Source organism: Iodidimonas sp. SYSU 1G8, assembly GCF_039655775.1.
In the GTDB taxonomy this organism is placed as follows: Bacteria; Pseudomonadota; Alphaproteobacteria; order SMXS01; family SMXS01; genus RI-34.
The window spans coordinates 1,784,874-1,797,689 of the sequence record NZ_JBBYXJ010000001.1 but is presented as its reverse complement, the minus strand read 5'-3'; the positions used below and the strand labels follow the sequence as shown (position 1 = coordinate 1,797,689).

Below are 12,816 nucleotides of genomic sequence, written 5' to 3'. Positions count from 1 at the left end.
TAGACTGGTCTGTATTGATCAGGCGACCTTGTAGCTGACGAGTGTCCAAAGCGCGAGATGCGGCGCGACCGTTCCCGCGAACGCCACCATGAAGGGCGGCTTGTTTCGCTTGTGGCGGAACAGTTGCTGCGCGATGAGCCCGCCAGGCCATCCGCCAAGCAGGTCGATCACATGGAGGGTGCTCTCCGGGGTGCGCGGCGCGTCGCCCTGGGCCGCGAGCTTGTCGAAGCCATAAAGGGCGGCCGAGAGGAGCGACATGGCGGCGTAGCCGATCACGACGGCCGGCGGCGCAGCGCCGATCTTCATCAGATAACAGAGACCGCCCAGAAACGCGCTGGCGCCGACGAGCGCGGCGACGGGACCGCGCCATTCGGGCGCTGTTCCCGATGCCGGTGTCGCGGTCTTCCGTGCAGGGGCGCTTTTGACGGCGCCGCGTCCTCGCGGGGTGCTCAGGCGCCCAGTTCCGCGCGGCTTTCGCCGGCGGCGATCTGGCGGTCCTTCATGGCGTTCTTCATGGCCTTCTGCAGCTTCTCGAAGGCCCGGACCTCGATCTGCCGCACCCGCTCGCGCGAGATGTCGTATTGCTGGCTCAGATCCTCCAGCGTCGCCGGGTCGTCGCGCAGGCGGCGCTCGGTGAGGATGTGCTTCTCGCGGTCGTTCAGCACCGACATGGCATCCATCAGCAGCTGCTGGCGCAGCGACAATTCGTCGCGCTCGGCCAGGCGCTCCTCCTGGTCCATGTCCTCGTCGACCAGCATGTCCTGCCATTCGCTGTCGGACTCGTCGCGCAGCGGCGCGTTCAGCGAGCTATCCGGCGCGGTCAGCCGCCGGTTCATGCTGACCACCTCGTCCTCGGTCACGCCGAGGCGGCGCGCGATCTCGGCGACGTTCTCGGGCTTCAGGTCGCCTTCCTCGATGGCCTCGATCTGGCCCTTCACGCGGCGCAGGTTGAAGAACAGCTTCTTCTGCGCGGCGGTGGTGCCCATCTTGACCAGCGACCAGGAGCGCAGGACATATTCCTGGATCGACGCCCTGATCCACCACATGGCATAGGTCGCCAGCCGGAAGCCCTTTTCCGGGTCGAAACGCTTGACGGCCTGCATCATGCCGACATTGCCTTCCGAGATCAGCTCGCCCAGCGGCAAGCCATAGCCGCGATAGCCCATGGCGATCTTGGCGACCAGGCGCAGATGGCTGGTCACCAGCTTGTGCGCGGCTTCCGTGTCGCCATGTTCGCGCCACGCGCGCGCCAGCATGTACTCCTCTTCCTGCGCCAGCATGGGAAACTTGCGGATTTCCTGCAGGTAGCGGGAGAGACTGCCTTCCGGACTCAGAAGCGCCGGGAGCTGTGCTGATGACATCTCGGTTCTTTCGCTCATTTTCTTATTTTAGGGGATTGCGTCGGAAAACGCCAATTCCCTCCCACGGACAGGCTCCAGCCTGCATCCCGGAAGAGGCGGGGGCTTGAGGACTCAAGCAGCCAGGATGCGCGCGAGCGCCTCGATGTCAGGTGGGAGGTCGCTTTCGAAGTTCAAGACCTCGCCGGTAACGGGATGCTCAAATCCCAGCACGCCGGCATGCAGCGCCTGCCGGCCGAAGCCGCGCACGAACTCCTGTCCTTCGGCGCTCAGTCCCTTGGCGCGCCGGCCCGCGCCATACAGGGGGTCGCCGACGACGGCGTGGCCGATATGGGCCATGTGCACGCGGATCTGGTGGGTGCGGCCGGTCTCCAGCCGGCATTCGATCATGCTGGCGACGGGCGCGAGCAGGTCGCCGTAAACCTCCTCGACCGCGTAGTGGGTCACCGCGTGCTTGCCGCCCGCCTTCAGCACGGCGCGCTTTTGCCGGTTGCTGGTGCTGCGGCCGATCTGGGTATCGACCGTGCCCTGGCGCGGGCGCGGCGCGCCCCAGCAGATGGCCCGGTAGGCACGCTCGATGCTGTGGTCGGCGAACTGCACCGCGAGGCCGTTATGGGCCGCGTCGCTCTTGGCCGCGACCATCAGGCCCGACGTGTCCTTGTCCAGCCGGTGCACGATTCCCGGCCGCTTCACGCCGCCGATGCCCGACAGGCTGTCGCCGCAATGGGCGATCAGGGCGTTGACCAGGGTGCCCTGGGCGTGGCCGACGGCCGGATGCACCACCAGCCCGGCCGGCTTGTCGATGACGATCAGATGCGCGTCCTCGAACACCACGCGCAGCGGAATGTCCTCGCCCTGCGGCTCGGCCTCGACCGCCGGCGGCACCGACAGGACGTAGCGCTCCCCCGGTTTGACCTTGGCGGACGCGTTGTCTATGGTCCGGGCGACCGGCCCGTCCATGCGGCTGACATGTCCCGCCGCCAGCAATTGCTGGATCCGGGCGCGCGACATGTCGGGCAGGGCGGCGGCCAGGGCCTTGTCGAGCCGGTCGCCGGCGGCGCCGTCGGCGATGATGGTTTCGACAGTCTGATCGGAAAGCTGGGACATGACCGAAGAAGTGGACCAAAAGCAGCGGGTACTCAAGATCATCGTGATCGTTCTGGGTATCGCCATCATCGTCTGCATCGGCGTCATCATCGTCACCATCGCCATGCGCGCCGCGGGCAAGGGCGACCGGGCCAATGCGCCGGCGGCCATGTCCGCTCCGGTCGCGCCCGCCAAGGTGCTGGGCAATGTGGACGTGCCGATTCCCTATGCCGGCAAGGTGGTGCAGGTGACGGGCGGCGCGGCCGAGCTTTATGTCCTGGTGGATATGCCGGATGGCCAGCGCCAGTTGCTGCTGGTCGACCGCGCCACCGGCGGCGTTCTCGGCACCCTGCGGTTCGCGCCGGGCGCCGCGCCCGCGGCGCCGCTGCCTGCCGCCGCGCCGTGATTCGGCTGGCGCCGGCGCTGATCGAGCGCATCCGCGCCGCCGCCGCCGCCGCCTATCCCCATGAATGCTGCGGCCTGCTGATCGGCGGCTGGATCGGCGACGTGCTGACCGTCGATGCCGTCGAGGCCAGCGCCAACCTGTCGCCGTCGCCGCAAGACAGTTTCGAGATCGATTTGCGCCTGCGCCTGCGCCTGCAGAAAGAACTGCGTGGCACCGGCCGCGAGATCGTCGGCCATTATCATTCCCATCCCGACGCGCCGGCCGCCCCGTCCGAGCGGGACCGCGCCCAGGCATGGGAGCCGGAAATGATCTGGCTGATCGCCGGCGTGACCGCCGAGGGCGCGGGCGAGGTCAACGCCTTCCGCCTGAACCAGGCCGCTGGCCGCTTCGATCCGGTGCCGATTTCCATGCTGGCCTGACCGGGCCGCACTTTTCCCTTGATCCGGCAGGCCCGTCCCGCCTATCTAAGGCGCCTGTTCGCACGGCCCTCACGCTCCCTTCGTCTAGTGGCCCAGGACGTCGCCCTCTCACGGCGAAAACAGGGGTTCGAGTCCCCTAGGGAGCGCCAACAATTTCCGGCCCGTGCTCGACTCCAGACTTTCGTGCGCAGCCCCGAGTTCCCTTCCGCCTTCTGCGTGGAGGCCGGAGGATGGCTCTGCGAAAAAAATCACCCTTTCAGCTACCGTTCATCCGCCGCGTGCAACCTTCCTCTCAGGTCAACGTTAGTAGTTCGATTTGATTGACCCAGGCGGCGCGTATCCCCGCGCAGGCCGTAGGTTGAAGGAGTGAAACGTCATGAAACGAGCAATTCTGGCAGGCGTGCTGGCCCTGACCGTGGCGGCCCCGGCGTTCGCGGGCGACAGGCATTATCGCGACGACTATCGCTATGACCACAGCCGCGACTATCGCGGTCACGACAGGCATTATGGCCGTGATTACGACCGGCGTTACAGCCGCGATTACGACCGTCACTGCAAGCGTGACAAGGGTACCGGCGGCGCGATCGCCGGCGCGGTCGGCGGCGGCATCGTCGGCAACATGGTCGCGGGCCGCGGCGACAAGACCCTCGGCACCGTGGTCGGCGCCGGCGCCGGCGCGCTGGTTGGCCGTGAGCTCGATCGCGGCGACATCAAGTGCCGCTGATCGGTCGCGCCTGATCGCTCAGGTTTGACGAGAGGCCCGTCATCTCCGGATGGCGGGCCTTTTGCTTGAGCGCAATCAATGGTCTTTCGGTCGGGGCACGCTAGCCTGAGGGTCCCGCCAACCGGAGAACCTATTTCCATGCCGCACAAGGAAATCGCCGCCCGCCACGTCGCCGCCATGCTCGAGGAGGCCGCCGCCGCCGGCGTTCCGAGCGACATTCTTGGCCGCACCCTGCTCGATCACGTGGTGCGGATTTATCGCCTGACCCGAAGCTATGACGACATCGCCAGCGAGTTGCAGTTCGTGGCCGAGAACATCGATCCGGATACGGATTTCACTTTCATGCGGCCGTGATCTGGCCGGCATGCGGCCGTGAGCCGGCGGGTTCACAAAATCGCCACAGTGGCGATTAAATCTCGCGCATGGCTCTGAAGCAGGTGGTTCGCTGGATGCGGTCGATGACCCGGTCGGTATCGTCCCGGCCGGGTGTTTACGTGCCGGAAATACAGGTGCAGGCGCGGTCGATCAACGGGGTGGAGACGGGCGTCGCGGCCTTTGTCGGCGCCTTCGCGCTGGGTCCCTCGGGCCGGGCCCTCAACATTTCCAGCCTGTTCGAATTCGAACGGGATTATGGCGGCGCCCACGGCCTGGGCGAGGCGCCGCGCGCGGTGCTGCAATTTTTCCTCAATGGCGGCACCAAGGCCATCCTGGTGCGCGTGCCGAGCAATTCGGCCGCGTCGATCGAGGATGGGTTGCGGGTGCTGATGGATACGCCCGAGGATTTCGACCTGCTGTGCCTGCCGGACGCCGTCCATGTGCCCGATCGCGGCATCGCGCTGTATGGCGCGGCACTGGCGGTGTGCACGGCGCGGCGCGCTTTGCTGCTGGTGGACACGCCGACCGGGGTCGTGGGGCTCGATGCGCTGGGGACCTGGCTCGCGGCGCTGGCGGAGGTTCGGTCGCCGAACGCCGCCTTCTATTATCCGCGCCTGAAGCTGCCCGATGGCCACGAGGTCGGCGCATCGGGAAGCGTGGCCGGCATCATCGCGCGCGCCGACAGCGAGCGCGGTGTATGGAAAACCCCGGCCGGGCCGGGGGCGACCATCGTCGGCGCCGCGCTCGACGTGACAGTGAGCACGGCGGAGCAGGAGCGTCTGACCCCGCAGGCGATCAATGTCATTCGGGTCATGGGGACGGCTGGACCGCTCGTCTGGGGCGCGCGGACGCTGTCGGCGAATTCGGAGTGGCGTTACGTGCCGGTGCGCCGCGCCGCGCTCTATCTGGAACGTTCGCTGGAGCGGGGTCTCGCCTGGACCGTGTTCGAGCCGAATGACGAACCGTTGTGGGCGGCGATCCGCGAGACGGTCGATGGCTTCATGGAGTCGTACTGGCGTGATGGGGCGCTGGTGGGCGCCGCGCCCAAGGATGCGTGGTTCACCCAGTGCGGCCGGCAAACGACGAGCGAGGTGGAACTGGCGCAGGGCCGTGTTCGCCTGATGATCGGTTTCGCGCCCGTCAAACCGTCTGAGTTCATCATCCTGCGCCTCACGCTGGCCGCTGCTCCGACGCTTTGAGGCTTTTCCCGTCCACCGATCCGGTCTAGCGTTCCCGCCGAAAACGGAAATGCGGGAGGCATGGGTGAAAAATCTGTTCGACCTGACGGGCAAGGTGGCGCTGGTTACCGGCGGCAATGGCGGCATCGGTATCGGCATGGCCGAGGGCCTCGCCATGCACGGCGCGAGCGTGGTGATCTGGGGCACCAACGCGGAAAAGAACGCCCGCGCCGTCGAACGGCTGAAGGCGCATGGCGGCGAGGTGCGCGCCGCCGTCGTCGATGTCTCCGACGAGGCCGCGGTCAAGGCCGGCATGGCCGACATCCTCAAGGAGTTCGGCCGCATCGACCAGGCCATCGCCAATGCGGGGATATCGATCCGCCGCAAGGATCTGTTCGACATCTCGCTCGAGGACTTCCAGAAGATGGAAGGGATCAACCTTCACGGCGTGCTGTTCACCCTGCGCGAGGCGGCGCGCTCGATGATCGAACGGCACAAGGCGGGCGATGGCGGCGGTTCGCTGGTCGGCATCGCCTCGACCGCGGCGATCCACGGCGCGGCGCGCAACGAGCACTACGCGGCGACCAAGGGGGCGGTGGTGACCATGTGCCGCGCCATGGCGGTCGAGTTGGCGCGCCACAGGATCAGCGTCAACAGCATCTGTCCCGGCTGGGTCCGGTCGGAAATGACCGCCGGTGCGCAGGCGTGGGACAAGTTCAACGAGAACGTCATCAGCCGCGTGCCGACCGGCGGCTGGGCCGATGGCGAGGATTTCTCGGCCATCGCGGTGTATCTGGCCTCGAACGCGTCGCGCTATCACACCGGCGACACGCTGGTGATCGACGGCGCCTACACGATCTACTGACATGACGGACACGGATTGGGACGCCCTGGCGCGCCGCGACAGCTATTCGGTCTTCAACCCGATCCTGGTCCGCATGCGCGATCTGGACACGCAGGGCCATGTGAACAACAGCGTGGTCGCCGCCTATCTGGAAGAGGGCCGCTATCGGCTGCTGAACCACACCATCCGTCAGGCGCTGCCCAAGGCGGCGGTGGCCGGCTTCGTGGTGGCGGAGCAGACGATCCGGTATCTGCGCGAGATCCGCGAGACCGGGGAACTGAGCGTCGGCACGCGGGTCGAGCGGATCGGCAACAGTTCCTTCGTCATGGGGCAGGGCGTGTTCCTCGGCGAAACCTGCGTGGCGACCGCCCGGCTGATCATGGTGCATATCGGCCACGAAAGCCGGAAGGGCGAACGGCTGTCCGACTCCTTCCGGCGTGCCCTCGAAGGCTACTTGCCCGCCGCCTGACGCTGGCGCGGGCGGAAAGGCTCATGCCGCCATGGCAATGGCGGCTCCGAAAGGGTATGGCTGTCGAAACGCGCGGCAGGTGAAGCCGCAATAGTGGAGCGTCGGATGAAGTCTGTCATGGTCGTGGTGCTGGGGATTCTGCTGGCGGCGTTCGCCCGGCCGGCGCAGGCGGAACAGCCGCCGGCGGCTGAAATCCAGCGCTTCGCCGAGCTGATTCTCTATAGGCTCGACCTGGCCGAGCATGTGGCGGCGTGGAAATGGCGTAACGACAAGCCGATCGAGGATCTGGCGCAGGAAACCCGCGTGCTCGACGCGGCCGCCATCAACGCCGAGGCAACGGGACTGGATTTCCTGACCGTCCGCCCGTTCCTGGCGGCCCAGATCGAGGCCTCCAAGGCGATGCAGCGGCGCTGGTTCGCGACCTGGAAAGCCAAGGGCTTTCCGTCGACCCAGCCCGATCTCGACCTGAACACGATCCTGCGCCCCTCCATCGCCCGGGCCGGCGACGCGATCCTGGCGCAGCTGGTGCTGGTGCGCCCGCTGCTGGACGTGCCCGAGCAAAGGGCGCATCTGAATTCCATTCTGACGACCGCCGCCAAGACCCGCGGGCTTGCCCCACAGGCCCTGGCAGAAATCGCCCAAGCCGCCAGTCCCGTCGCCTATGCCGCGCAGGGCGCTTCGCTGCTCGACCGGATCGTCGCCCGCAAGCAGCTGCGGATCGGCACGACGGGCGATTATCCGCCGTTCAGCAGCGTCGCGGCCGATGGCTATGCCGGCATCGATATCGACCTGGCCATGGATCTGGCCAAGAGCCTCGGAGTGGAGCCGGTGTTCGTGCGAACCACCTGGCAGAATCTGATGACGGACCTGAAGGCGAACCGCTTCGATATCGGCATGGGCGGCATCACCAAGACCCAGGAACGCCAGCGCGAGGCCTATCAGTCGCAGAGCTATCTGATGGACGGCAAGACGCCTATCGTCCGCTGCGGCGAGGAAGCGCGCTACGACACCGTCGAGGAGATCGACCGCAAGGGCGTCCGGGTCATCGTCAACCCGGGCGGGACGAACGAGCGGTTCGCGCAGGCGAAGCTGATGTCGGCGACGATCCAGGTCTTTCCCGACAATACCAAGATCTTCGACGAGATCGCCGCCGGGCGCGCCGACGTGATGGTCACCGACCAGATCGAGGTCAAATACCAGTCGGCGCTCGATCCTCGGCTCTGCCCCGCGCTAGCCGGGACCTTCACGCTCACCGAGAAGGCCTATCTGATGCCGCGCGACGACGCGCTGCTGCGCTATGTGGACGCTTGGCTGGACCGGGTGAAAAGCGAAGGCACCCTGAAGGCGACGTTCGACAAGTACCTCAAGAAGCCGGCCCAGTAACGCTCAAGGCGCCGCTGGATCGATGGCGGGATAACGGTCGGCGACACGCTTGTCGTCCTCCGCCAGCATCAGCACGTCGCCGTCCACCAGGCCGAAGCGGTAGCCCTTCGGCGCGGCCATGGAACCTGCCAGCGGCTTGGGCAGAGCCGTGACCTCGATTCCCCGTGGGAGCGGCTTTCCGACGCCATATCGCGGCGTCGCCGCGGGATCGGTGCGCGGGATGCAGCCCGCCTGCGGCGCCGCCTCGCCCTTGGGACAGCCCTTGCCCTTGTAGAAGGTGCGAATGGATTCCTTCATGGCGGGCGTGAAGCCGATATGGACCGTGACGTCCGAGGCATCGACCTGTTTGCCGGGCGGCGCGGCCTGGGCGGGCACGCCGGGCGCGCGCGTGGGCGCGGGTGCGCCTTCCGGCGCGTCTGCCGGCGCCGCCAGCGCCGACATAGACAAGCCCAGCGCCAGCATGGCAGCCGGCAACAGGGCCATTGACCGTCTCGACATGGTGTTCTCTCCCGTTCGCGAGCACCCCTCCCGACAGGATATACGGTGCCGCGGCGCCATTTCCCATCGGCGGGCGTTTTCGGGTGGCCGCCGCCGGCATTGTGCTAAGCTGACTCGGGGAAAACGGGGAGATGCTTATGGGAGTTCTGGACCAGTATCGGCTGGATGGCCAGGTTGCCGTCGTCACTGGCGGTGGACGCGGTCTCGGCGAGGGAATCGCGCATGCGCTGTCTGATGCGGGCGCGGCGGTCGTGGTCGCCGCGCGGCGCGGCGCCGAGGTGGAAAAGGTGGCGGCCGACATCAGGACCAAGGGCGGCAAGGCGCTGGCGGTGCCCACCGACGTGACCAACTCGCAGGCGCTCGAGGCGCTGGCGCAGGCGGCGGTCGACGAATTCGGCACGCTGAGCATCCTGGTGAACAATGCCGGCGGATCGCGCGCCATGGGGCCGCTGACCGAATTGTCGCCGCAGGACTGGCAGGACTGTATCGACTTGAATATCACCGCCGTCTGGGCGGCGACGCTGGCTGCCGTAAAGCGCATGAGCGAGGGCGGCTCGATCGTCAATATCTCGTCGCTGGTGGCGCGCGGGCCGATCCCGGGGAGCGGCCACTACGGCGCCGCCAAGGCCGCCGTGAACAGTCTGACCGAAACCTTCGCCCGTGAACTGGCGCCGAAGATCAGGGTCAACGCCATCATGCCGGGCTACATCCCGACCGAGGTGATGATGGCGGCGCTGGGCGTGGCCGACGAAGCCGGCTTGCCGGCGTTGGCCAAACAGCTCGCCATTCCCATGGGCACCTTCGGCAGGCCGCAGGATATCGGCGCCGCCGTCGTCTATCTGTGCTCGCCTGCCTCGGGCTGGGTGACCGGGCAGATGCTGCCCGTGACCGGAGGTCATTGATGAGCATCCTCGATCAGTACCGGCTCGACGGACAGGTGGCGGTCATCACCGGCGGCGGCCGGGGCATCGGCGAGGGGATCGCTCACGCCCTGTCCGAAGCGGGCGCGGCGGTGGTGCTCGCCGCGCGGCGCAAGGACGACATCGATGCCGTCGCCGCCGATATCGTCGCCAAGGGCGGCAAGGCGATCGCCGTGCCGACAGATGTCACCGACAGCGATGCGCTCGATGCGCTCGCCAAGGCAGCGATCGATACGTTCGGCGGCCTGAACATCTGGGTGAACAACGCGGGCGGCTCGACCTATATGGGGCCGCTGACGGGCGCGTCGCCCGATGCCTGGCGGCACTGCATGGACGTCAACCTGACCGCCGTCTGGGCCGGCACGGTCGCGGCGGTCAAGCGCATGCAGGATGGCGGCGCGGTCATCAACATTTCCTCGCGCGCGGCGCGGGGACCGGTGCCCGGCAGCGGGCATTACGGCGCGGCCAAGGCCGCCGTGAACAGTCTGACCGAGACCTTCGCGCGCGAGTTGGCGCCGCGCATTCGCGTTAATGCCATCGAACCGGCGTGGATTCCGACCGAGGTTGTGATGAACGCCTTGGGCATCGACGAGTCGGGTCTGCCCGGCCTGCTCGAGAAAGTGAACATTCCGGCGGGCCGTTTCGGCACGCCGTCGGATATCGGCGCCGCCGTTGTTTACCTAGGCTCGCCCGCGTCCGGCTGGGTCACGGGCCAGATCCTGCCGGTCACCGGAGGGCTTTGAACCGCGAAGAGGAGCGTGTCATGCACAAGAAGATGATCGTCCCCGACAGGCTGAAAAGTCTGCACGACAACTGGCATTATTCTCCCGGCCTGCTGGTCGGCGACACGCTCTACATCTCGGGCGCCCTCGGCATCATGCCGGAAGGCGGCATTCCGCGAAATCACGAAGCCCAGTTCGAGCTCTGCTTCGAGAACATGAAGGCGATCCTCGACGAGGTCGGCGCCACCTTCGACAATCTCGTCGAGATGAAGAGCTATCACATCGAGCTGCAACACAGCATCGCGCTGTTCGCGGAGGTCAAGGACCGCTATGTCAACGACCCTTATCCCACCTGGACGGCCATTGGCGTCCGCGAGCTGTCTCACCGCGATCTGATCGTCGAGATCGACGGGGTCGCCAAACTTTAACGCCGCCACCAGGCGGGGGTCGGCACCTTCGGGAGGAAGCGTCCGATGGCGCGGCTGAGCGGCAGCCAGAGGGTCGATCGCAGCCAGATCATGCCCGGGTCGAACCTGCGCAGCGAGCCTTCCATGGGCTCCAGCTCGATGCCCACCCGAACCACGCGGCTCTTGCGCGTTTCCGCGACGATCAGCTCTATGGCGCCCAGCCTGAGCCGCCGCCCGGCGCGTGGCCTCAGCAGCAGGTGGGTTTCCATGAACAACCCCAGCGGGACCTCCCTCTGGTTGGCGGGGATCTTGACCTCGTAGAGATCGGCCACGGCGCCGGTCGGCGTGTCGCCGGCGAAGATGAACTCGCCCAGCAGCTCCACCGCGGTATCGCGCACATTACCGGCCTTGGCGCCGAAAATGCGGTCGAGCAGGGCCACATGGTCCGACGGCGTCATCAGCAGGACATCGTCGCCCGGCGCCAGCTGTTCGAGTTCGCCCGGCGCGTGCATGTCGCCGTCGCGGACGATGGACACGATATCGACTTCATCGGGCAGCGGCAGCCGGGGATAGCTGCGCCGCATGGCCAGGCTGCCGGGTTGGACCGTATAGGCGATCATGCTGCGGCCGATGTCGTGCGGCAGGTCGATATCGACGCGCTGCGGCGCCTGCGGACGCGGCGGCAGCACCACATGCAGCCAGCGCCCCGCCAGGCCGATGGTCCAGCCCTGCACCACCAGCGAGGTGATCACCACCATGTAGACGACGCTGAACCAGGTTTCCGAGCCGGGAATGCCGGCCAGGATCGGTATGGTACCCAGATAGATCGGCACCGCGCCGCGCAGGCCGACCCAGGACACGAAGCCGATCTCGCGCGGCGTGTACCTGAAAGGCCGCAGGCAAAGGAAGCCGGCAATCGGGCGTGCGACGAAGATCAGGACAAGCGCGATCCCGACGGACGCCGCGAGCATGGGCAGCATCTTCGACGGTGTGATCAGCAGGCCCAGGATCAGGAACATGGCGATCTGGCTCAGCCAGGCCATGCCGTCGGTGAAGCGGTTGATGATCTGGGTCGCCCGGTGCCGGCGACGGCCGAAGACATAGCCCGCCAGATAGACGGCGAGGAAGCCGCTGGCGCCGACCGTCTGGGCAAGGGCGAACACGAACAGGCCGCCGGCGACCGCCAATACCGGGTAGAGACCGGCCGACAGGCTGAGGCGATTGACCAGCGCCAGCAGCACCGCGCCGCCCAGCACGCCGAGGAAAATGCCGCCCAGAAGCTGCACGACGGCCTGCGTCATCAAGGTCTGGATGGTCGCCTCGATCGGGCTCGCGGCGCTGATCTGCAGCAGAGTGAGGAAGGTCAGCGTGAGGAACACGGCCATGGGATCGTTGAGGCCGGCCTCCACTTCGAGGGTGGCGCGCAGCCGGTCCCGCAGGCGGACGCCGCGGACGTTCAGCAGGAAGAACACCGCCGCGGCGTCGGTCGAGGCGACGATGGAGCCGACCAGCATGGCCTCGATCCAGCCGATGCCCATGAACCATTTGGCGGCGGCGCCGGTGATCAGCGCCGTGATCAGCACGCCGGCGCTCGCCAGCGTCGCCGCGGGCGCCAGTACCATGCGGAAATCCTTGCGCTCGGTGCGCAATCCGCCGTCGAAGAGGATGATCGCCAGCGCCAGACTGCCGACGCCATAGGCGGTGTAGAAATTGTCGAACTTGATGCCGCCCGGGCCGTCCTCGCCCGCTAGCATGCCGAGAATCAGGAAGACCAGCAGCAATGGTGCGCCGAAGCGGGTCGAGACCAGCCCGACCAAAATGCTCAGGACGATCAGGCCGGACGACAGCAGGATGATATGGTCGATCCATTCCATCGGACGGTTCTGTGATCCTCGGTTGCTGGAGCGGCGGAAAGCCGCCGGCGGGACAGGGTAACATCCGCAGCGGGGCGGAGGCGTGAAATCATTGCGGGTCCGTCAGGACCAGCCGTTATACACCGGAAACTTAAGTAGGTTTTCCGAACGCCG

The 12,816-nt window shown here is 66.9% G+C and carries 16 protein-coding genes and 1 tRNA gene; 12 read left to right on the top strand and 5 right to left on the bottom strand.

The genetic code is table 11. The annotated features are described in order from the left end of the window. Positions 1 to 18: 18 nt before the first annotated feature. The 3 genes from WJU17_RS08585 to WJU17_RS08575 form a co-directional block, all read right to left on the bottom strand. A complete protein-coding gene (locus WJU17_RS08585; protein WP_346326906.1) occupies positions 19 to 306 on the bottom strand; it encodes a DUF1294 domain-containing protein in 288 nt (95 codons plus the stop codon). Positions 307 to 449: 143 nt separating this feature from the next. Continuing rightward, positions 450 to 1,361, bottom strand: coding sequence for an RNA polymerase sigma factor RpoH (gene rpoH / locus WJU17_RS08580; protein ID WP_346326905.1), 912 nt, complete (start codon positions 1,359 to 1,361; stop codon positions 450 to 452). A gap of 111 nt (positions 1,362 to 1,472) precedes the next feature. Continuing rightward, on the bottom strand, positions 1,473 to 2,465 hold the full coding sequence (locus WJU17_RS08575; protein WP_346326904.1) for an RluA family pseudouridine synthase: 993 nt from the start codon (positions 2,463 to 2,465) through the stop codon (positions 1,473 to 1,475). Between WJU17_RS08575 and WJU17_RS08570 the strand changes: the two genes are divergently transcribed. The 9 genes from WJU17_RS08570 to aroQ all read left to right on the top strand — a co-directional run bounded on the left by WJU17_RS08570 (position 2,464) and on the right by aroQ (position 8,242). Continuing rightward, positions 2,464 to 2,850: a hypothetical protein gene (locus tag WJU17_RS08570; RefSeq protein WP_346326903.1), complete on the top strand. Its 387-nt coding sequence runs from the start codon at positions 2,464 to 2,466 to the stop codon at positions 2,848 to 2,850. The two genes, WJU17_RS08575 and WJU17_RS08570, sit on opposite strands and share 2 nt — an antisense overlap. Beyond that, a complete protein-coding gene (locus WJU17_RS08565; protein ID WP_346326902.1) occupies positions 2,847 to 3,269 on the top strand; it encodes a M67 family metallopeptidase in 423 nt (140 codons plus the stop codon). Before WJU17_RS08570 ends, WJU17_RS08565 begins: the two co-directional genes overlap by 4 nt. Positions 3,270 to 3,342: 73 nt before the next feature. Then, a tRNA-Glu gene (locus WJU17_RS08560) sits at positions 3,343 to 3,418 on the top strand. 227 nt (positions 3,419 to 3,645) lie between these two features. After that, positions 3,646 to 3,993 carry a glycine zipper 2TM domain-containing protein gene (locus WJU17_RS08555; protein WP_346326901.1) on the top strand — a complete coding sequence of 116 codons (348 nt, stop codon included), beginning with the start codon at positions 3,646 to 3,648 and terminating at the stop codon, positions 3,991 to 3,993. 138 nt (positions 3,994 to 4,131) lie between these two features. Then, complete coding sequence (locus tag WJU17_RS08550) at positions 4,132 to 4,347, top strand: hypothetical protein (RefSeq protein WP_346326900.1); 216 nt, start codon at positions 4,132 to 4,134, stop codon at positions 4,345 to 4,347. Positions 4,348 to 4,415: 68 nt separating this feature from the next. Beyond that, entirely contained in the window at positions 4,416 to 5,567 is a 1,152-nt protein-coding gene (locus WJU17_RS08545) for a phage tail sheath C-terminal domain-containing protein (protein ID WP_346326899.1), read from the top strand. Between the two features lie 64 nt (positions 5,568 to 5,631). Beyond that, positions 5,632 to 6,411 carry an SDR family oxidoreductase gene (locus tag WJU17_RS08540; RefSeq protein ID WP_346326898.1) on the top strand — a complete coding sequence of 260 codons (780 nt, stop codon included), beginning with the start codon at positions 5,632 to 5,634 and terminating at the stop codon, positions 6,409 to 6,411. A gap of 1 nt (position 6,412) precedes the next feature. After that, entirely contained in the window at positions 6,413 to 6,859 is a 447-nt protein-coding gene (locus tag WJU17_RS08535; protein WP_346326897.1) for a thioesterase family protein, read from the top strand. A 105-nt stretch (positions 6,860 to 6,964) separates the two neighbouring features. Continuing rightward, entirely contained in the window at positions 6,965 to 8,242 is a 1,278-nt protein-coding gene (gene aroQ, locus WJU17_RS08530; RefSeq protein ID WP_346326896.1) for a gamma subclass chorismate mutase AroQ, read from the top strand. A gap of 3 nt (positions 8,243 to 8,245) precedes the next feature. Here aroQ and WJU17_RS08525 read toward each other — a convergent pair whose 3' ends face one another. After that, positions 8,246 to 8,740 (bottom strand): hypothetical protein, encoded by a 495-nt coding sequence (locus WJU17_RS08525; RefSeq protein WP_346326895.1) that lies wholly within the window; start codon positions 8,738 to 8,740, stop codon positions 8,246 to 8,248. A 137-nt stretch (positions 8,741 to 8,877) separates the two neighbouring features. On the opposite strand from WJU17_RS08525, the gene WJU17_RS08520 reads away from it, so the two are divergent. The 3 genes from WJU17_RS08520 to WJU17_RS08510 are packed head-to-tail and all read left to right on the top strand — an operon-like array spanning position 8,878 to position 10,810. Next, on the top strand, positions 8,878 to 9,642 hold the full coding sequence (locus WJU17_RS08520) for a glucose 1-dehydrogenase (protein WP_346326894.1): 765 nt from the start codon (positions 8,878 to 8,880) through the stop codon (positions 9,640 to 9,642). Beyond that, a complete protein-coding gene (locus WJU17_RS08515) occupies positions 9,642 to 10,403 on the top strand; it encodes a glucose 1-dehydrogenase (RefSeq protein WP_346326893.1) in 762 nt (253 codons plus the stop codon). Before WJU17_RS08520 ends, WJU17_RS08515 begins: the two co-directional genes overlap by 1 nt. Before the next feature lie 20 nt (positions 10,404 to 10,423). After that, positions 10,424 to 10,810: a RidA family protein gene (locus WJU17_RS08510; RefSeq protein WP_346326892.1), complete on the top strand. Its 387-nt coding sequence runs from the start codon at positions 10,424 to 10,426 to the stop codon at positions 10,808 to 10,810. On the opposite strand, the gene WJU17_RS08505 is transcribed toward WJU17_RS08510, so the two are convergent. After that, positions 10,807 to 12,663 carry a potassium/proton antiporter gene (locus WJU17_RS08505; RefSeq protein ID WP_346326891.1) on the bottom strand — a complete coding sequence of 619 codons (1,857 nt, stop codon included), beginning with the start codon at positions 12,661 to 12,663 and terminating at the stop codon, positions 10,807 to 10,809. The genes WJU17_RS08510 and WJU17_RS08505 overlap by 4 nt on opposite strands. Positions 12,664 to 12,816 lie beyond the last annotated feature (153 nt).